At 49.3% G+C, this 18911-nt stretch carries 17 protein-coding genes; 12 read left to right on the top strand and 5 right to left on the bottom strand.

All coding sequences use genetic code 11. From position 1 onward, the window contains the following. The first annotated feature begins 12 nt into the window (after positions 1-12). The 8 genes from WMO65_RS06335 to WMO65_RS06300 all read left to right on the top strand — a co-directional run bounded on the left by WMO65_RS06335 (position 13) and on the right by WMO65_RS06300 (position 8694). Positions 13-882 carry a carbohydrate ABC transporter permease gene (locus WMO65_RS06335; protein WP_148392204.1) on the top strand — a complete coding sequence of 290 codons (870 nt, stop codon included), beginning with the start codon at positions 13-15 and terminating at the stop codon, positions 880-882. 7 nt (positions 883-889) lie between these two features. Next, positions 890-1726 carry a carbohydrate ABC transporter permease gene (locus tag WMO65_RS06330; RefSeq protein WP_148392205.1) on the top strand — a complete coding sequence of 279 codons (837 nt, stop codon included), beginning with the start codon at positions 890-892 and terminating at the stop codon, positions 1724-1726. 10 nt (positions 1727-1736) lie between these two features. Beyond that, complete coding sequence (locus WMO65_RS06325; protein ID WP_148392207.1) at positions 1737-3419, top strand: HlyD family efflux transporter periplasmic adaptor subunit; 1683 nt, start codon at positions 1737-1739, stop codon at positions 3417-3419. Then, positions 3416-4642 carry an ABC transporter permease gene (locus WMO65_RS06320; RefSeq protein WP_148392209.1) on the top strand — a complete coding sequence of 409 codons (1227 nt, stop codon included), beginning with the start codon at positions 3416-3418 and terminating at the stop codon, positions 4640-4642. The genes WMO65_RS06325 and WMO65_RS06320 overlap by 4 nt, the downstream gene beginning before the upstream one ends. 264 nt (positions 4643-4906) lie before the next feature. Beyond that, positions 4907-6412 carry a DUF1538 domain-containing protein gene (locus WMO65_RS06315; protein WP_148392211.1) on the top strand — a complete coding sequence of 502 codons (1506 nt, stop codon included), beginning with the start codon at positions 4907-4909 and terminating at the stop codon, positions 6410-6412. After that, entirely contained in the window at positions 6405-7067 is a 663-nt protein-coding gene (locus WMO65_RS06310) for a transcriptional regulator (RefSeq protein WP_148392213.1), read from the top strand. The genes WMO65_RS06315 and WMO65_RS06310 overlap by 8 nt, the downstream gene beginning before the upstream one ends. Positions 7068-7137: 70 nt before the next feature. Then, positions 7138-8142: a tryptophan--tRNA ligase gene (gene trpS / locus WMO65_RS06305; protein ID WP_033142964.1), complete on the top strand. Its 1005-nt coding sequence runs from the start codon at positions 7138-7140 to the stop codon at positions 8140-8142. A gap of 57 nt (positions 8143-8199) precedes the next feature. Beyond that, a complete protein-coding gene (locus WMO65_RS06300) occupies positions 8200-8694 on the top strand; it encodes a heme-binding protein (protein ID WP_033142965.1) in 495 nt (164 codons plus the stop codon). 132 nt (positions 8695-8826) lie between these two features. On the opposite strand, the gene WMO65_RS06295 is transcribed toward WMO65_RS06300, so the two are convergent. The 5 genes from WMO65_RS06295 to WMO65_RS06275 all read right to left on the bottom strand — a co-directional run bounded on the left by WMO65_RS06295 (position 8827) and on the right by WMO65_RS06275 (position 14035). Next, the gene (locus WMO65_RS06295) at positions 8827-9159 is read right to left on the bottom strand and encodes a DUF6951 family protein (protein WP_033142966.1); all 333 of its coding nucleotides are present in this window, start codon (positions 9157-9159) and stop codon (positions 8827-8829) included. 153 nt (positions 9160-9312) lie between these two features. Beyond that, positions 9313-10221 carry an RluA family pseudouridine synthase gene (locus WMO65_RS06290; RefSeq protein ID WP_148392215.1) on the bottom strand — a complete coding sequence of 303 codons (909 nt, stop codon included), beginning with the start codon at positions 10219-10221 and terminating at the stop codon, positions 9313-9315. Between the two features lie 61 nt (positions 10222-10282). After that, positions 10283-12154, bottom strand: a complete 1872-nt coding sequence (locus tag WMO65_RS06285) for an extracellular solute-binding protein (RefSeq protein ID WP_148392217.1) — start codon at positions 12152-12154, stop codon at positions 10283-10285. Then, the gene (locus WMO65_RS06280) at positions 12154-12969 is read right to left on the bottom strand and encodes an ABC transporter permease (protein ID WP_033142969.1); all 816 of its coding nucleotides are present in this window, start codon (positions 12967-12969) and stop codon (positions 12154-12156) included. Before WMO65_RS06280 ends, WMO65_RS06285 begins: the two co-directional genes overlap by 1 nt. Beyond that, positions 12962-14035 (bottom strand): ABC transporter ATP-binding protein, encoded by a 1074-nt coding sequence (locus WMO65_RS06275; RefSeq protein ID WP_018596301.1) that lies wholly within the window; start codon positions 14033-14035, stop codon positions 12962-12964. The genes WMO65_RS06280 and WMO65_RS06275 overlap by 8 nt, the downstream gene beginning before the upstream one ends. A 248-nt stretch (positions 14036-14283) precedes the next feature. On the opposite strand from WMO65_RS06275, the gene WMO65_RS06270 reads away from it, so the two are divergent. The 4 genes from WMO65_RS06270 (at position 14284) to pyk (ending at position 18767) form a co-directional block, all read left to right on the top strand. Beyond that, positions 14284-15342: a lactonase family protein gene (locus tag WMO65_RS06270; protein ID WP_033142970.1), complete on the top strand. Its 1059-nt coding sequence runs from the start codon at positions 14284-14286 to the stop codon at positions 15340-15342. 138 nt (positions 15343-15480) lie between these two features. Then, a complete protein-coding gene (locus WMO65_RS06265; protein WP_033142971.1) occupies positions 15481-16422 on the top strand; it encodes a magnesium transporter CorA family protein in 942 nt (313 codons plus the stop codon). A 53-nt stretch (positions 16423-16475) separates the two neighbouring features. Then, complete coding sequence (locus WMO65_RS06260; RefSeq protein WP_033142972.1) at positions 16476-17321, top strand: DUF1751 domain-containing protein; 846 nt, start codon at positions 16476-16478, stop codon at positions 17319-17321. A 9-nt stretch (positions 17322-17330) separates the two neighbouring features. After that, positions 17331-18767, top strand: a complete 1437-nt coding sequence (gene pyk, locus WMO65_RS06255; RefSeq protein ID WP_033142973.1) for a pyruvate kinase — start codon at positions 17331-17333, stop codon at positions 18765-18767. The last annotated feature ends 144 nt before the right edge of the window (positions 18768-18911 follow it).

Here is an 18911-nt window from a genome sequence, read left to right as displayed (position 1 = left end):
GGGGAGAAGGCAATGAGGCGTCACGGCAGAAAGAAAGCGGGAATAAGGAAAAAGAACAGGGCGGCAGCAGTCTTTCTGCTGCCAAGCCTCGGCGGTGTGGCGCTGTTTGTCCTGATACCCTTTGCGGATGTGATCAGGCGGTCCTTTCTGGATGCCATGGGGATGGAGTTTAAAGGAATCGGCAATTATCTGGAGCTGTTTCACAATTCAGCCTTTCTGCTGGCAGTGAAGAATACCATGCGGTTTGCGTTTATCTGTATTCCGGTTCTGCTGCTTTTCTCCCTGGGAATCGCGGTGCTGCTCACAGGCGCAGGGAAAAGGGGGAAGCTTTTGAAAAACTTTTATCTGATTCCCATGGCGGTCCCGGTGGCGTCCATAGTACTTTTATGGAAGTTTTTATTTCACAGCCAGGGGTTTTTGAGTGCTTTCTGCAGTATGGTGCACCTGCCGTCACTGGACTGGATGAACAGCAGCGCAGCGTTCTGGGTGCTGGTTGTCAGTTATCTGTGGAAGAATATGGGGTATGACATTATACTGTGGAGCGCAGGTCTGGCTGCTATACCGGACAATCTGTATGAGGCGGCAAGGGTGGATGGTGCCGGCAGTCTGGACTGCTTTTTCAGGATCACACTGCCGAATCTTCTGCCTGTATTCTATACCATCACGGTGCTCTCTTTCCTGAATTCCTTCAAGGTGTTCCGGGAGGCATATCTGGTGGCCGGGGATTATCCCCATGACAGTATGTATCTGCTGCAGCATGTGTTTAACAACTGGTTCAGGGAGCTTTCGCTTGATAAGATGGCAGCCGGGGCAGTGCTTACGTTTCTGGCTGTTCTGATACTTATCCTGCTTCTGCAGAGAGCTTGGGGGAGAGAGGGTTGATGGAGGAATGAAGAAAGTTATTTTGGTTATTCTGGGATTCTTTGCACTGCTGGCAGCGTATCCGGTGTTGTTTCTTGCGGCAGGTTCCCTGATGGGAAAGCAGGAGCTGGCCGGATATCTGGCGCCGGTTCTGGCAAAAGGGGGCGGGTACGCGGCATTTCGTCTCTTTCCCATGTATCCCACCCTGCGGGCATATGTGGAGCTTTTGCTGGATTCTCCCGGATATTTTATAATGTTCTGGAATTCCGTTCGTATTACAGCGGGAATCCTTTTGGGGCAGCTCCTGGCAGGTGTGCCTGCGGCATGGGGATTTGCCAGATTTGAATTTCCGTTTAAGAGAGCAGTGTTCACCGTGTATGTGACACTGATGATGATGCCCTTCCAGGTGACCATGCTCTCCAATTATCTGGTGCTGGATCAGATGGGGCTTATGGATACCCTCTGGGCAGTGATCCTTCCGGGGGCGTTCTCCACATTTCCGGTGTTTATCATGTACCGGTTCTTTACGGGCATACCGGAGGCTGTGGTGGAATCTGCAAGGATAGACGGTGCAGGAGAGTGGAAGATATTCCTGCATCTGGGGCTTCCCCTGGGATCCGGGGGTATCTGTTCCGCCATGGTACTGGGATTTCTGGAGTGCTGGAATCTCATTGAACAGCCCCTTACATTTTTGAAAAATAAAGAATTATGGCCCCTTTCCCTGTATCTGCCGGATATCGGGCTTTTGGAAGCGCCGGCAGCGTTTGCGGCTTCCGTGGTGGTTCTTCTGCCGGCTCTTTTCATTTTTCTGGGCGGGCAGGATTATCTGGAACAGGGGATCGTGGCAGCGGCAGTGAAGGAATAGAGGTGGAGAGATGATACGAGGAAAAGGGAGAAAAAGCCTGAGACAGAAAGCATTTTTTATGCTTGCCGTTTTTCTGGTCATGATGATGGCATTTACGGTCATATCAAGAGCTGCCGACAGTGTGACCATAGCGCAGGTGGATGTGGAGAATATGTCCTCAAAGGCGATTGAGCACCCTGTGGTGGGTGAGGGGACGGTAAAAGAGAATCTGGAGAAGGCCATAAGCACAGAGCCAAATATCATGGTGGAGACGCTGTATGCGGCACAGGGCAGCCAGGTGGAAGAAGGGGAGCTTCTCATGCAGCTTAGGATGGCAGATATTGAGGAACAGATTGAGAATCTGAATACGGAGATAAAGAAGCTGGAGCTGAACAACCGGGATCTCGGAAGCAGGAAGCAATCCGAACAGCAGAAAAAATCCGTACAGGCCCAGAGGGCCAGAGAGGATTACGACAGGGCCGAGACGGAAGGCGGAAACCGCGTGGCCCAGGCACAGGCAGCGCTTGCCCGGGCGGAGGCAGAGCTGGAGGAATTTTATCAGGCCGGGCAGGAAGAGAGCGGCGGTGAGGAGCTGACGGTTTCCACTCTGCAGGAGCTGTGTAAGGAGAGGGAGGAAGCACTCTCCGTCCTTGAAGCCAAAGCAGACGCCCTGTGGGAGAAAATTGAGGAAGAGATCTTAAAAGAGATTGGCGCCGCGGAGGAAGAAAACGGTTCTCTGACTGAGGCACAGAAAGAAGAGATCAGGACACGCATAGAAGAGGAGAATGCCCGGGAGCTTGCAGCGGCAAGAGAGGACGCGGAGGCAGCAAAGCAGGCTCTTGAGGAGGCACGAAGTGCCCTTGCAGAGGCCGAAAGTCTGGGGCAGACTGCCGGGGAACAGAGTGCCAAAGCCCGGGAAGAGCAGCTTCTGGCTGACATCGAGGCGAAAAGACAGGCCTGCCAGGAGGCGGAAAAGGCAAAAGAGGACAGCCAGACACAGGCCCAGAGAGCGCTGGAGGATGCGGAGGCTTCGGATGGCAGTGACAGTACGGAGAAGATCAATGCGCTGGATCTGGACGCTAAGAAAAAGAGTCTTGAGAAGCTGGAGAAGCTGAAAGAGGATCAGGGGCAGATTCTGTCACCGGTGAAGGGGGTTGTGACGGAAGTGCAAGTGGGGGCAGGTGACAATACACCGGATACGGCGCTTATGACACTGGCGGATGTAAGCTCCGGATGCAGGTTTGTGGCGCAGATCGACAAGAGTCTGGAAAAATATATAGCCAGAAAAGATCCTGTTAAGCTGTCCGCGGAGGGCAGTAAAAAGGACATAGAAAATCTGGAGGTGGAGAGCATTACACCGGATGCGGAGGACAAGACAAAACTCAATGTGACGGTTCTGCTCCCCGCAGATTCCATGGAGATTGGCACGGCAGCCACCATGACCTGTATGCGCAGAACAAAGGTACAGGATAACTGTATTCCCGTGGAGGCTCTGCATGTGGAAAATTCAAAATATTATGTTCTGGTGGCGGAGGAAAAAAAGACGGTCCTGGGAACAGAGCTGACAGCCGTGAGAAAGGATGTGGCGGTGAAGGACAAAAACAGTTCCTATGCTGCCCTGGAAAGCGGCAGTCTTCTGCCGGATGACCGGGTGATCACAGAATCTGACAGGACTATAGATGCGGGCAGCAGAGTGCGCCTGCGGGAACCATGAGAGGGGGAAGGAAGGCTGTCTGCAGACTTGGGGTTTTAGGGCTGCTGCTTTTATGCTGTTTTTTGGCAAAAGCCGCTGCAGCCGGTACAGAAAAATACAGCGAAGGGGTTTCAGTAAGAAAGACGAAGGGTACCTGGTCCCCGGCGGAGGCGGATTCCATCCGGCAGGAGGAGTCAGAGCAGGAGTTCCCCGATTCCTGTATATTTTGGGGAGAGCGGGGAGAGGAGGTTCTGGAAAATGAGAAACTGGACAGAATGGAGCAGGCTTCTGTCATAGAGGTTCTGGGAGATACACAGGGGCTTCTTGCGGCCACGGCACCTCTGTATGAGGAGGATGAGGATGGCTGTCTTTTGTCCGAGGATTTGGCCTGCAGACTTTTCGGAAGCAAATATGTGATGGGGGAAGAGATTTCCTATCGGGGAAGGACCCTGACGGTCCGTGGGATCTTGAGAGGGATGGAGGGGACTGCCGCCGTACAGGCAGAAAAGGAGGGGGACAGCGTTCTGGACACCATAGCGTATGAGGCGAACACGGAGGGCGATTCCCTGGAAAGTCCGGTGCAGGCATTTCTGATGCGCCATGGGATACAGGGAAAAGTCCAGCCGTGGAGGTATTTTGCAGTGTGCGCAGAGCTTCTGGTATTTCTTCTTCCTCTGGTCATATTTTTGAGAATGGCCGGCAGGACGGCAGATGCATGCCGGAAAATGCATTCCCGCAGTCTGCGGACACGCGCCGGGAAAGACGGGAGGCAGAGAAACACCAGAATACGGACAGCAGGCATGTATGCAGTACCCGTTCTTATGGCAGTTCTGTTTTACTGGCTTTTTCGGCCCTCTCTTGGAGTGACCAGGGATATGATGCCTACAAAATGGTCGGATTTTAACTTTTGGAGACAGACCATACAGCAGATACAGAATAATCTGGAACTGCTGCTTCAGACGAAAAAGACAAGTCTGGATCTGCTTGTACTCCGCCCGTTCTTTTCCTGCCTGAAATACTGTGTTATGGCCTGGCTGCTATATGCTGTGGGGTACAGATGGGAAAAAAATGCAGGTACAGCGGAAGTTTTGGCGGGGATATTATTGTCCTGGATCTTACTGCTGGGGGTCATCTGCTTTTTGGGGGACAGCGGCCTTTACCTGGCGGGGGAGAAACGTATCTGGTTCTGGGCATGCTTCTGGCTGACCGGCGGGTACGCGGCGGACAGGATGCATGCCTTTTGAGGGCAGCATCCTTTTGCCGCTGTGAAGCAGAAAGACTGAATTGTAACCCGCTTTTTTACTTCATTGAAATAAACAATTGAAATGAGAAAGTATTTATGCTAAACTTTATCTATAAATTCTGTTTTTCTTATATTCTTAACATTCTTTTGCTATTCATCTTATCTGAATCAATGAAACCCTGAAATTAAGTATGAAATGAATGCATTTGCGTAAAGTCACAGAGAGCCGCACGCGCATAATATTTATTAGAAAAGAGGTGAATGGATGACAAAATTAAAAGAGAAGATCAATGAGGCATTATCCTCTGTACTGCCTATCACCTGCATTGTATTTTTGTTAAGTATCACGATCACGCCCATGCCCATAGGGACCATTCTGCTGTTTGTGCTGGGGGCGGTTCTGCTTGTGGTGGGTATGGGATTTTTTTCACTGGGAGCGGATATGTCCATGATGCCTATGGGGGACGGTATTGGTAATGCTCTTGTGTCATCAAAGAAAAAGCTGGTTATGTTTCTTGTTACCTTTGCAATCGGATTTATAGTTACCATTGCAGAGCCTGACCTGACAGTTCTGGCACATCAGGTTCCCGGCATACCGGATCAGATACTTATCTGGACTGTGGCCTGCGGTGTGGGACTCTTTCTGATGTTTTCATGGATACGTATTACCTTTGGCGTGGATTTGAAGTATATGCTGATCTTCTTTTACATAGTTGTCTTTATCCTGGCGTTTTTTTCTATGGACAGCTTTATGGCAGTGGCTTTTGACAGCGGGGGCGTTACCACCGGACCTATTACCGTTCCGTTCATCATGGCGCTGGGGATCGGCATGGCTCATATGAGGAACAGCCACGCGGAGGAGGACAGTTTTGGTCTGGTTGCTCTGGGCAGTATCGGTCCTATTCTTGCAGTTCTGCTTTTGGGAATTCTGTATCACCCTAAAGGGGCTTCCTATACGCCTTTTCAGATGGTGCATATTGAGACCACAAAGGACGTGGCTAAGACATTCCTGGCAGAGATGCCCCGGTATGTCAGGGAGGTGAGTAAGGCATTGTTTCCCATTCTCTGCTTTTTCTTTTTCTTCCAGATGATAACCAGGTACTTTAAAAAGAAATCGGTCATTAAAATACTGGTGGGAACTCTGTATACTTATATGGGGCTGATCCTGTTTTTGTGCGGTGTCAATGTGGGATTTATGCCGGCGGGATATTTTATCGGTTCCGAGCTGGCGGCCCTGTCCTATAACTGGGTTTTGGTGCCTGTGGGCATGGTTATAGGGTTTTACATTGTAAAGGCAGAGCCTGCGGTACATGTGCTGAACCGCCAGGTGGAGGAGGTGTCATCCGGTGCTATTTCCTCTAAGGGGATGCTCTATTCCCTCTCTGTGGGTGTGGGGATTTCACTGGGAATCGCCATGCTTCGTGTGCTGACGGGAATCAGCATCATGTATTTTCTTATTCCGGGCTATTTCACTGCTTTGCTGCTGAGCTTTTTTGTGCCGAAGGTGTTTACCGGCATCGCCTTTGATTCCGGCGGAGTGGCCAGCGGGCCCATGACGGCAACCTTTCTGCTGCCTCTGGCAATGGGGGCGTGTGAAAGCCTGGGCGGGGATGTGATGATGGATGCCTTTGGAATCGTGGCAATGGTTGCCATGACACCGCTTGTTACCATTCAAATTCTGGGATTGATGATGAGGAGAAAGAAAAGGGCAGTATCTTCAGCTCAGGAAGAGGATGGGATTCTTGCCTTTGAGGAGGTTTCAGATGAGTAAACAGAAAGTAAAATGTTTGGTCGCTATTGTTAACCGTGGAAAGGGCAGGCTGGTAGCTGATATCTGCAGAAGCCGTCAGATCTGCTTTACATGCGGGACACTGGCGCTTGGAACTGCGGGAAGTGAGCTTCTGGATTATCTGGGAATCGGGGAGACAGACAAGGAATTGCTGTTCAGCTTCCTGCCGGCCTGTCTGGAACGTGATGTCATGAATGAAATAGCCGCGAAAATCAATATCAAGAAACCTGGGCATGGTATTATGTTCACAATTCCATTGAGCGGTATCAGTACATTATTCCAGCAGAAAGTTTTGTGCCGGGGCGCGGAAAAGGAGGAGTATATGGAGCAGGCGGAAAGAAAATATGAACTGGTGGTTGCAGTGGTGGACCACGGCTTTCAGGATCAGGTGATGGTTGCCGCAAAAGCGGCGGATGCCACAGGGGGCACGGTATTTCATGCCCGTTCCCTGCACGATGAGGATGCCTCTTCCTTTCTGGGGATAAGACTGCAGGGAGAGAAGGATGTGGTCATGATTTTGTCCGGTATTGACGCGTATACCAGGATCATGCAGGCTGTCAACACAGCATGCGGTCTGAAGACAGAGGCAAAAGGACTGATATTCTCCCTCCCAGTGGACCATTTTATAGGGATTTGATTATAAAGATTTGACTTTGTACGGGCAGAATGATACAATTTATCGTAGTAAATTTCTGGAGGACATTAAAATGATTAACGATAAAAAAGTATTATTCAGCGGTATGCAGGCAACCGGAAACCTGACACTTGGAAATTATCTGGGAGCGCTGAAAAATTGGGTGACATTGAGTGATGAATATGAGTGCTTTTACAGTGTAGTGGACATGCATTCCATCACAGTGCGCCAGGACCCGGCTACTCTTCGCAAGAGAGCCCGCGCGCTTCTGACTTTATATATTGCGGCAGGATTGGACCCGAAGAAAAACTGTATTTATTACCAGTCCCATGTATCAGGACATGCAGAGCTTTCATGGATCTTAAACTGCTTTACCTATATGGGTGAGCTGAGCCGTATGACACAGTTTAAGGACAAATCCGCCAAACATGCGGACAATATCAACGCAGGACTTTTCACCTACCCGGTACTGATGGCGGCTGATATCCTGCTGTATCAGGCAGATGTGGTTCCGGTGGGAATTGATCAGATGCAGCATCTGGAACTGACACGTGACATTGCCATCCGATTTAACAACATTTACGGGGATGTGTTCACAGTTCCGGAGGCATATATCGGCAAAGTGGGGGCCAAGATCATGAGCCTTCAGGAGCCATCCAAGAAGATGTCCAAGTCAGATGAGAATCCAAACGGAAGCATCTACCTCATGGATGACCCGGACACCATCATGCGCAAATGCAAACGTGCCGTGACAGATTCTGAGGCATGTATCGCCTACAGGGATGAGCAGCCGGGGCTGAAAAACCTGCTGGATATCTACTGCGCATGTACAGAAAAGACCACCGATGAAGCGCTGCGCGAGTTTGAAGGAAAAGGATACGGTGACCTGAAAATGGCTGTGGGTGAGGCTGTGGTAAGTGTTCTGAAACCTCTGCAGGATGAGGTTGCAAGACTGGAAAAAGATAAGTCATACATTGATTCCATTATCAAGGAAAATGCTGAGAAAGCCAGCTACTTTGCCAATAAAACCCTGCGCAAGGTACAGAGAAAAGTGGGATTTCCGGATAGGATCCGTTAAGCCGCGCCGGGGACACACGGCGGCATATAATTGAAAATTGTACAGGAGGGAATGTATATGACAATGGATGAAGTGATCACCGTACTCAGTATGCAGGAGGAGATACTCCAGTTTTCACATTTTACCAACGAGGACGCATGGGAATTGGGGCTGATGCTTGTGGCAGAGAGCAGACGAAGAGGTCTGGACTGTGCTGTATCCATCCGCAGGAATAACGGATACACTGTATTCAAATACGCGGGGAATACAACCAATCTGAACAATGACCGCTGGATGGACAGAACGTTCAACACGGTCCGCACACTGGAGAAGAGCAGTCTTCTGGTGTACACTGAACTGCAGAAAAGCGAGGAGACCATGGTTGACATTGCTCTGGACCCGAAAGAATTTTCCTGCATGGGCGGAGGCTTCCCGGTACGCGTGGAGGAAGTGGGTGTTGTGGGTGCTGTTATGGTGACCAACCAGAACCACTATATCAATCATGATATCATTGTGAAGACTCTGGGAAGATATCTTCATATTGATGAGGTGCCGAGAATCAGAATGCTGTAAAGAGACAGGGGCAACAGGCCGTTATCGTGTAAAAGCCGGGCGGAATATTGTGTTCCGCCCGGCTTTTGTGCGCCATAGGATATCTATGTGCGGTATCCTATTTGGTATCCATTGGCGCCAGGAGATTTCCTTTTATTCGTTGTCCAGGAACTTGATGGAGGCATCTGCCTTCAATGCAAGATTGGCCTCAGCCTCAATGCATTTGGTGATTCCCGCAATAATCGGGCATCCCGAGTGTACCGGAAAGTTTTTGTTGGCATACTCGAAGAAGGGTCCGGATCCTGGTTTTACAAGACAGACTTCGTAGGCATCAAAGGTACTTCCCAGTTCTTCCATCATTTTCTTCACGCTGGGACAGCCGCTTGCGACTTTGATGGTGACTTCCGTCTCTTCATCCTCTGATGCAGTGGCAGTGACGAGAGTGGAAAATTTACAGATTCCCGGTTCAATCTTAACTTTAGTCATTTGAATTCCTCCCTTGATAGATGCCGGTGAGACTGTTCAGGCTTTTGACGGAAGAACAGTTTACCGTTATAAATACATGATATAGTTTATAATTCTCATTATAGCACTTCTGGAAGAGAATGAAACAGAAAGTTACATGTCGGGAACGGTTTTTCAGATGCTGCCATATCCGGTTTGATAAAATGCTTCTGCCATGTCCTTGGGCAGCGGTACACGAAACTGCATGGGTTCCCGGGTAATGGGATGGGTAAACGCAAGCGCGGAGGAGTGCAGGGCAACCCTGGATATGCAGGTGAAATCCGGATGATAGAGATAATCCCCAAGCAGCGGGGAGCCCAGATACTGCATGTGCACCCGGATCTGGTGGGTGCGCCCTGTCTCCAGATGAAGCTCGGCCAGCGTCACATGGCGGCGTGTTTCCAGCACTTTGTAGTGTGTGACTGCCCGTTCTCCTCTTTCAAGATCCACACACCGCTCAATGGCAGAACCTTCCTTTCTGGCAATGGGAGCGTCTATGGTCCCCTGAGACGACGGGAGGATACCGTCGCAGAGTGCCAGATAAGTCCTGTGGATCTGCCGCTTTTTCATCTGCGAGGACAATACGGAGGCGCTCAGAGCATTTTTAGCCACGATCAATAGGCCGGTGGTATCCCGGTCCAGGCGGTTGATGCAGCGAAAGATAAATTCTTCTCCGGCCGACCGGTAATAATGCGCTACTGCATTGGCGAGGGTATTGTCATAATTGTTGACGGAGGGATGTACCGGCATATCGGCGGGCTTGTTGAGCACCAGAATATCCTCATCCTCCCAGACAATCGCTAAGGGCAGCAAAACCGGCCGGATATGCTCTGAGGACTGCGTTTCCTCCAGAAAGATCTTCAGCTCATCCCCGGTGCGGAGCATGGTCTTGACATAGGCCCATCTGCCGTTTACCGTTATGCCGTCATCGTTTTTTTTCAATTGAATGATAATCTGCCGGGAATATCCCCTGGCTTTTAAAAAGGATTCCACCGTGCAGGGGGAATCCTTTTCTTCTATCTTGTAGATCAATGTCCGATTCATAAAAACTCCTGTTTGGCTGCAGAAAAGGTTCCGCATAAGCCGTACGGCAATGCCTTCCCGGTTACTTGGATTTTACCTTGTTCCACAGTTCATTGTAGTATGAGTCTGCTTCATCGCCCAGGAACTGGAAGGTCTCGCTTCCCTTCAGATCTTCTGCTTCGGGGAAGAGCACTCTGCTGTTTCGGATGCTGTCATCCTCGATCAGATCTCTGGCAGCTTTGTTTGGTGTTGCGTAGGTGATGTACTCAAAGTTCATCAGCGCAATATCCGGGCGGCAGAGGAAATTGATGAATTTTTCCGCGTTTTCCTTATTCTGCGCATTGGATGGGATCACCCAGGAATCAATCCATACGTTAGTCCCCTCTTTGGGAATCACATATTCCAGATTTGGGTTCTCCCTTTGGGTATAGAGGGCTTCACCGGAATAGATAACGCCCAGCGCAGCCTCATTTCCGATCATCTTATCCCTGACCTGGTCCACCACATAGGCCTGGACCAGAGGTTTCTGCGCGATCAGATCATCCGTGGCCTGGATCAGCTCGTCCACGACTACGGAGTTCAGGGAATATCCCCTGCGCTTCAGGGCAACCGCGAAGGCATCCCGGACGGAATCCTGCATGAGGATACTGTCCCTGTATTTTTCATCCCAGAGGATATCCCAGCTATCCACCTTTTCTTTGACCATGGTCTTGTTGTAGAGAATGCCCACAGTGCCGACACAGTAGGGCACTGAGTATTCGTTTTCCGGGTCAAAGCTCCTGGACTGTTCCATATAGGTGGGGTCAATGTTCTTGATGTTGGGCACATTGTCCCAGTTGATCTTGGCCAGCAGATCGTTCTCCCGCATACGCTGGATCATATAATCAGAGGGGCAGACCACATCGTAGGCAATGGCCTTTGACATGATTTTCGGATACATGATCTCATTGGTCTCGTACTCCTCATAGGTGACGGTTATACCGGTCTCCTCCTCGAAGATATCTATGACCTCAGGGTCCAGATATTCCCCCCAGTTATACACGATCAGCTTTTCATCGGACACGCTTCCTTTGCTGCCCAGATGGAAAAGAAATCCTGCGCCTGCCACAAGGATGACAAGTGCTGCCGGAATGACCTGGCGCAGAGGGAGCTTCTTCTTTTCATTTTCAAGCTCTAAGCTGAGCTTTTTATCCGGCTCTTTGGGGGCTGAATTTACCAGGATCATAATGACCATGACAGATAAAAAGAGCAGAGTAGAGAGCGCGTACATCTCCGGCCGGATGCCCTTCCGTACCTCGGAATATATCTTGGTGGACAGGGTGTCCACCCCGGGTCCCTTGGTAAAATGCGTGATGATAAAATCATCCAGGGACATGGTAAAAGCCATGAGAAATCCTGACAGCACACCGGGAAGGATATCCGGGAACACTACCTTCATAAATGCCTGGAAAGGGCCTGCGCCCAGGTCTCTGGCGGCCTCATAAGTGCTCTTGTTGGTCTGCTTCAGCTTCGGCATAACGCTCAGGATCACATAGGGGATATTGAACGTTATGTGTGCCATTAAAATGGTGGAAAAGCCCAGGGTAAATCTGCATGCAATAAACAGAAGCATGAGGGAAATACCGGTCACAATGTCAGAATTCAGTATGGGAATATTGGTGACTCCCATAAATACCGTACGCCATCTGCTCTTCATGGAATTAATGCCGATGGAAGCACAGGTTCCGATGAGAGTCGCCAGTATTGCCGATAAAAATGCAATGACAAGGGTGTTGTAAAGGGCACTCATAATGGCATCATCCCGGAACAGGGAGCTATACCACTGCATGGTAAATCCGCCCCATTTGGAGCGTGATTTGGAGGCATTGAAGGAGAGGATCATAAGTGTCACGATCGGCGCGTACATGAGGATCAGAATAAGCGCCAAATATATATTTCTGGCTGTCTTCTTCATCAGAACATACCTCCTTGTCCGTCTTTGTCATACTTGGTGGTGACCACCATGCTGATCAGGATAAAGACCATCAGCACCAGAGAAAGTCCGCTTCCCACATGCCAGTTGCTGCCCTGTTTGAACTTCTGTTCAATGACATTTCCGATGAGCAGGATCTTGCTTCCGCCCAACAGATCGGAGATGACAAATGTGGTGAGAGCAGGCACAAATACCATGATGACACCGCTCACCACGCCGGGAAGGCTGAGAGGGAAGATGATCTTCCGGAAGGTATACAGTTCCGTGGCCCCCAGATCTCTGGCTGCGAAGATGACGTCCTTGTCAATCTTGGACAGCACATTGTAGAGGGGCAGCACCATGAAAGGCAGGAAGTTGTACACCATACCCAGGATGATGGCATAGGGCGTGTTGATGAGCTGAATGGAGGGCAGGTGCAGAAAGCCCAGAAGCTGGTTGATGACGCCGTTTTTCTCCAGCAGGGTCTGCCAGGCCATGGTGCGCAGCAGAAAATTCATCCACATGGGCAGGATGAAGATCAACACAATAAAACTGGTCTGATTTACCTTCATGCCGGATAAAATCATGGCAAGAGGGTAGGCTAACAACAGACAGATGGCTGTACTGACAATGGAGAGCAGCAGGGAGAGGCACAGGGCCTTGAAATTCTCCACTGTTCCGATGGCCAGAAGATTTTCATAAGTCAGATGGCCGTCCACATCTGTCAGACCATAATATAAGACCATGGCGAGGGGAATCAGAATAAAGGCCACGGCCCAGAAAAAATAAGGTCCGGTCAGTAATTTTTTTCTATTCATTCACTCCTATGGCCTCCTCGTCCTCCGATACCGGCTTGTGCATGATCTGGATGTCGAAGGGGTCCACATGGATACCGACTTTCTGGCCTACCGGGAACATGTCTGTGCTGTGTACCAGCCATTCAAACCCGTTTGCCTGGACTTCCATTTCATAGTGGACGCCTTTGAAGATCAGATGGGAGACAACGCCCTGGATCGTGCCCTCCTCAGGCTTCACCAGGTCCACATCCTCGGGCCGGATGACAACGTCAACGGGTCTGTTGCGGCCAAAGCCTTCGTCCACACAGGGGAACTTGGCACCCAGGATCTTCACCAGCCTGTCCTCAAGCATAGTACCTTCTATAATATTACTCTCGCCGATAAAGTCGGCTACAAATGCGTTCTGCGGCTCATTGTAGATATCCTCAGGGGACCCCATCTGCTGGATATATCCCTGGTTCATGACCACGATGGTGTCTGACATGGTAAGTGCTTCTTCCTGATCGTGGGTCACGTAGATAAAGGTAATGCCCAGCTCATTTTTCAGGCGGATCAGCTCATACTGCATGTCCTGGCGCAGCTTCAGATCCAGAGCGCCCAGAGGCTCATCCAATAGCAGAAGACGCGGCTCATTTACAATGGCACGGGCTATGGCTACACGCTGCTGCTGGCCGCCGCTTAAAGAGTCAGGCAGACGGTTTTCAAAGCCCTCAAGATTTACCAGTTTCAGTGCGTATTTGATCTTGTCTTTGATATAAGCGTTGCTCTTTCCGGCAATTTTTAAACCAAAAGCAATATTTTCTTCTATATTCATGTGGGAGAACAGGGCGTATTTCTGGAATACGGTGTTCAGATTTCGCTTATTGGGCGGAAGATTGGTAATATCCTCTCCGTCAAAAATAACCTGTCCGAAATCCGGCGTTTCAAAACCGCCCAGGATACGGAGAGTGGTTGTCTTACCGCAGCCGCTGGGGCCTAAAAGGGTAAGAAATTCATTTTCCCGGATGGAGAGATTCAGCTTGTCCAGAACAATCTGATCGCCAAATCCTTTGGAAATGTCAATTAAATCCACCAGTGTATGGTTCATTCGCGTTCTCCTTTACGTGATATGAAATAAATGCAGAATCTGTCCCGTAAAACCGGCCTGACCGTGGAAAGACTCTGAATTTCATTATACTAAACACACAAACCTTGTCAACATAAATGTTGCGAATTTAGCGGGAATTGCATTGTATAAAGAAAAAGTTTGTGGTAGAATGTCGTTAGACCACGGATAGCGGCTGAAAATTCCGCCAACCGGGGAGAATCAGAATAAAACAGGAGGGTATTGCATAAATGAAAGAGAAGTATGTTGCATATGTTGGAACGTATACCCATGGAAGCAGTATCGGAATCCATTTATATGATGTAAATGTAGAAGAGGGGACACTTACAGAGCGAAAAGTCATTCCTGTAAATAATTCCTCCCACCTGGCCATATCATTAAATGGGAAATATCTCTATTCCATTGCCGACGAAGGAGTTGCCGTATTTTCAATTGATCCGGACGGAGATCTTACCTTTATTAATAAAGTAGACATTGACGGAATGAGAGGCTGCCACCTGTCCACCGACAAGGAAGGAAAATATCTCTATGTGGCAGGTTATCACGACGGTAAGGTTACCGTGGTACATACCCACAGGGACGGACGCCTGGGAAGCGTCATGGACGGGGTATTCCACAGAGGACTGGGAAGCGTGGCGGAGAGAAACTTCCGTCCCCATGTAAGCTGTGTGCGTCCTACACCGGACGGAAAATATCTCTGTGCAGTGGACAACGGAATTGACCAGATGAAGATCTACCGTGTCAATAACAGGACCAGCAAGCTGGAGCTTGTGGATGTACTGCGCTGTGTGAGGGAGTCCGGACCGAGACTGATCAAATTCAGTCCCAACGGCAAATATGCATTCCTGAATTTTGAGCTGAGCAATGAGGTGCAGGTATACCGCTACGACGGAAGCGGCAAGAATCCTGTTTTCGAGCTGATTCAGACAGAGAGCACGCTGGTATCCCACGATGATGAGACGCACGATGCCACATCCGGCATGTGCCTGTCACCGGACGGTGAGTATCTCTTCTGCTCCACAGCAGGTGAAGATACGGTTTCCATGTACAAAGTGGATGAGGAGACCGGCAGTCTGGAAAAACAGTTTATACTGCCCATCAGCGGCGAGTATCCAAAGGATCTGGATGTATTCCCGGACGGGAAACATCTGGCAGTGGTGAACCATGAGTCCAACTCTATCACCACATTTACCATTGATTATGAAAACAAGCTGTTGGTTATGAAGGGGAAACCTTTGAAGGTGGAGACACCAAACAGTATTATCTTCCACAAATGTGAGGAAGAATAGGAGAAAGGAAGTGTTATCATGGAAGGTGGGCCTTGTCCCGGGAATACGAATCAAGAAAGCAAAATAAAGAGTAGAAACCCCATAGGCAGGCGCATCTGATATCTTTGCGCCCGTTTATGGGGCGTGAAGGGAGATAACATGATCAGAATTTTTAAAACGATAGACGGAAAAATGCATCAGGTGGAGGAAGCCAGCGAGGGATGCTGGATCGCTCTCACAGATCCGACAGCAACAGAGATTTTTGAGATTTCCAACAAGTACCAGATAGAGGTGGACGATCTGCGTGCACCTCTGGATGAGGAAGAGCGCTCCCGTATAGAGGTGGAGGACAATTACACACTCATCCTGGTTGACACCCCCATCATTGAGGAGAGGGGCGAAAAGGACTGGTACGGAACCATCCCTCTGTCCATCATTGTGACCAATGAAATGATCTTCACTGTGTGTCTGGAGGATATCTCAGTGCTGGGTAAATTTATGGACGGCCGCGTGCGGAACTTTTATACTTATATGAAGACCAGATTTATCCTGCAGATCTTATATAACAATGCCAGTATGTTCCTGCATTATCTGCGCATCATAGATAAAAAGAGCGAGGAAGTGGAAGGGAAGCTTCACGCTTCTACCAGGAATCAGGAGCTGATCGAGCTTCTGGAGCTGGAAAAGTCCCTGGTGTACTTTACCACATCCCTGCGTTCCAATGAGGTGGTGCTGGAGAAGCTTTTGAAAGTGGAACGGATCAAACAGTATCCCGATGACACGGACCTTTTGGAGGACGTCATTGTGGAGAATAAGCAGGCCATTGAGATGGCCAATATTTACAGCGGTATTCTTTCCGGAATGATGGATGCCTTTGCCTCTGTTATTTCCAACAATCTGAATATTGTCATGAAGTTTCTGGCAACCGTAACCATTGTCATGTCGATTCCGACCATGATATTCAGTGCATACGGTATGAATGTGAACACATCGGGGATGCCTTTTGCGGGGAGCCCTTATGGGTTCGTGATCGTCATTGTGCTGTCCCTGGTTCTGAGCTTACTGGTTGCATTGATCTTCTCCAAGAAAAACCTTTTCTAATTGGAAGAGTTTCCCTGAGGGGGGAATACTGATATCAGAAACGAGGAGAATATATGAATTTTTTGAACAAAATGGAAAGGAAATGCGGTCGTTTTGCTATCAGAAATCTGACAAAGTACATCATCCTGCTTTATGTGATCGGATATGTACTTTCTTTTCTGGGCACAGTTACCGGAATTCCTTTCAGCGCTTATCTGATGCTGAGCCCCGGCCACATTTTGCACGGACAGATATGGAGACTTGTGAGTTGGCTTTTGATTCCGCCCTCCGGGCTTAATATTTTTACCATCATCATGCTTGCACTTTACTATTCCCTGGGAACTTCACTGGAGAAGACATGGGGGGATTTCAGGTACAATGTCTATATCTTAGGAGGTATTTTAAGCACTATCATCGGTGCATTTCTGCTCTATTTTATTCAGGGACCCATGAATTCCCTTTACGGAATGGCAGCGATCTCCACATATTATATCAACCTGTCCATTTTCCTGGCTTTTGCAGCCAGTTACCCGGATATGCAGCTTCTTCTGTACTTTGTGATTCCGGTGAAGATCAAATGGCTGGCGTATCTGGATGTTGCATACCTGGTCTATAATTTTATACAGACACCGATCTGGTCCATCAGGATGATGATCATCGCGTCCCTGCTGAACTTTATCGTGTTCTTTTTTGCCACCAGGAATTACAGCCATATCAATCCGAAAGAAGTACACAGGCGGCAGCAGTTCCAAAAGGCAGTCCATCCCAAAATGGCACCGGGTGTGACAAAGCATAAATGCGCCATATGCGGCAGGACGGAGAAGGACGGGGACAACCTGGAGTTCCGCTTCTGTTCCAAATGCAACGGCAATTACGAATACTGTCAGGATCATCTTTTTACTCATGAACATATAAAATAGGAGGAATTTATGCGCAAGACGAAGATTGTATGTACCATGGGTCCGAATACGGACAAAAAAGCCACAATGAAAGCCCTGGTAAGACACGGCATGGATGTGGCCCGTTTCAACTTTTCACACGGGGATTACGAGGAGCAGAGAAACCGTATGAACCTGCTGAAAAATGTCAGGGAGGAGCTGGATAAACCGGTTGCTATTCTTCTGGATACCAAAGGCCCGGAAATTCGTACCGGGGTTCTGGAGGACGGAAAGAAAGTCACTCTGACAGAGGGCGCAGATTTTACTCTCTATATGGAAGAGACGGTGGGTAATGAAAAAGGATGTTCCATCACTTATCCCGGGCTGGCAAGAGAAGTCAAACCGGGCAACAAGATCCTCATTGATGACGGCCTTATCGAGCTGGATGTAAAGACCGTAAAAAAAGATCACATTGTCTGCACCGTTGCAAACGGCGGTGAGCTGGGCGAGAAAAAGGGCGTCAATGTACCGAATGTAAGAGTGAAGCTTCCGGCTATCACAGAGAAAGACAAGGCAGATATTATCTTCGGCATTCAGCAGGATATTGACTTTATTGCAGCCTCTTTCATCCGGAATGCAGCGGGCATCAAGGAAATCCGCAAGATCCTCCACGAGCACCATGCGGAGCAGATCGCCATCATCGCCAAGATTGAGAATGCAGAAGGTGTTGAGAATATTGACGAGATCATCGGGGCAGCCGATGGCATTATGGTAGCCAGAGGTGACCTGGGCGTGGAGATCCCGGCACAGGAAGTTCCCTATATCCAGAAGATGATCATCAAGAAATGCAATGAAAATTATATTCCGGTTATCACAGCAACACAGATGCTGGATTCCATGATCCGTAACCCGCGTCCCACACGTGCAGAGGTGGCGGACGTGGCAAACGCCATCTACGACGGCACCGACGCAGTCATGCTCTCCGGGGAGACTGCAGCGGGAAAATATCCTGTGGAAGCGCTGACCATGATGGGCGAGATCGCAGAGGATACAGAGAAGCATGTGGATTATGACAAATACATTCAGCACAGGACCATGTACAAACAGACTCTGGTTTCCAGTGCCATCGGTATTGCGTCTGTCCGCACGGCCAGAAACATTGATGCAGACTGCATCATCACCCCCACCATGTCAGGCAAGACCGCAAGACTGGTATCCAGTTTCCGTCCGACCATGCCCATCTATGCCATCACGCCAAACGAGTTTGTACAGCATAAGATGCAGCTCTACTGGGGCGTAAGACCGCTGAAAGGCAACACAAAAGACACCACAGAAAATATCCTGACAAGTGCCATGGAGACTGTAAAACGCAAACGCCTTGTAAAAAAAGGCCAGCTTGCCGTCTTCACCGCAGGCGACCCGGCTACCAACAGCCGCAGGGATGAGCAGAATGTGACCAACATGCTGCATGTGATCGAAGTGAAATAAATAAAAAGCTGTTCCGCCGTGGTCATGGACCGCCGGCGGGATAGCTTTTTTCATTTGTCCAACAGGCTCATCCACAGACAGGATATATTTTTTTTGTTGCAAAACAGAGAAAAAACCGTTATGATAGTATCCGTACAAAAAGGA

Origin of the sequence: Blautia caccae (assembly GCF_040095955.1) — a bacterium.
GTDB lineage: Bacteria > Bacillota > Clostridia > Lachnospirales > Lachnospiraceae > Blautia > Blautia celeris.
This window is presented reverse-complemented; position numbering and strand designations above follow the sequence as displayed.

Excerpts from the sequence above, each read along its gene's own strand:
- WMO65_RS06335 (WP_148392204.1), top strand. The coding sequence starts at position 13 with ATGAGGCGTCACGGCAGAAAGAAAGCGGGAATAAGGAAAAAGAACAGG.
- WMO65_RS06330 (WP_148392205.1), top strand. The coding sequence starts at position 890 with ATGAAGAAAGTTATTTTGGTTATTCTGGGATTCTTTGCACTGCTGGCA.
- WMO65_RS06325 (WP_148392207.1), top strand. The coding sequence starts at position 1,737 with ATGATACGAGGAAAAGGGAGAAAAAGCCTGAGACAGAAAGCATTTTTT.
- WMO65_RS06320 (WP_148392209.1), top strand. The coding sequence starts at position 3,416 with ATGAGAGGGGGAAGGAAGGCTGTCTGCAGACTTGGGGTTTTAGGGCTG.
- WMO65_RS06315 (WP_148392211.1), top strand. The coding sequence starts at position 4,907 with ATGACAAAATTAAAAGAGAAGATCAATGAGGCATTATCCTCTGTACTG.
- WMO65_RS06310 (WP_148392213.1), top strand. The coding sequence starts at position 6,405 with ATGAGTAAACAGAAAGTAAAATGTTTGGTCGCTATTGTTAACCGTGGA.
- trpS (WP_033142964.1), top strand. The coding sequence starts at position 7,138 with ATGATTAACGATAAAAAAGTATTATTCAGCGGTATGCAGGCAACCGGA.
- WMO65_RS06300 (WP_033142965.1), top strand. The coding sequence starts at position 8,200 with ATGACAATGGATGAAGTGATCACCGTACTCAGTATGCAGGAGGAGATA.
- WMO65_RS06295 (WP_033142966.1), bottom strand. The coding sequence starts at position 9,159 with ATGACTAAAGTTAAGATTGAACCGGGAATCTGTAAATTTTCCACTCTC.
- WMO65_RS06290 (WP_148392215.1), bottom strand. The coding sequence starts at position 10,221 with ATGAATCGGACATTGATCTACAAGATAGAAGAAAAGGATTCCCCCTGC.
- WMO65_RS06285 (WP_148392217.1), bottom strand. The coding sequence starts at position 12,154 with ATGAAGAAGACAGCCAGAAATATATATTTGGCGCTTATTCTGATCCTC.
- WMO65_RS06280 (WP_033142969.1), bottom strand. The coding sequence starts at position 12,969 with ATGAATAGAAAAAAATTACTGACCGGACCTTATTTTTTCTGGGCCGTG.
- WMO65_RS06275 (WP_018596301.1), bottom strand. The coding sequence starts at position 14,035 with ATGAACCATACACTGGTGGATTTAATTGACATTTCCAAAGGATTTGGC.
- WMO65_RS06270 (WP_033142970.1), top strand. The coding sequence starts at position 14,284 with ATGAAAGAGAAGTATGTTGCATATGTTGGAACGTATACCCATGGAAGC.
- WMO65_RS06265 (WP_033142971.1), top strand. The coding sequence starts at position 15,481 with ATGATCAGAATTTTTAAAACGATAGACGGAAAAATGCATCAGGTGGAG.
- WMO65_RS06260 (WP_033142972.1), top strand. The coding sequence starts at position 16,476 with ATGAATTTTTTGAACAAAATGGAAAGGAAATGCGGTCGTTTTGCTATC.
- pyk (WP_033142973.1), top strand. The coding sequence starts at position 17,331 with ATGCGCAAGACGAAGATTGTATGTACCATGGGTCCGAATACGGACAAA.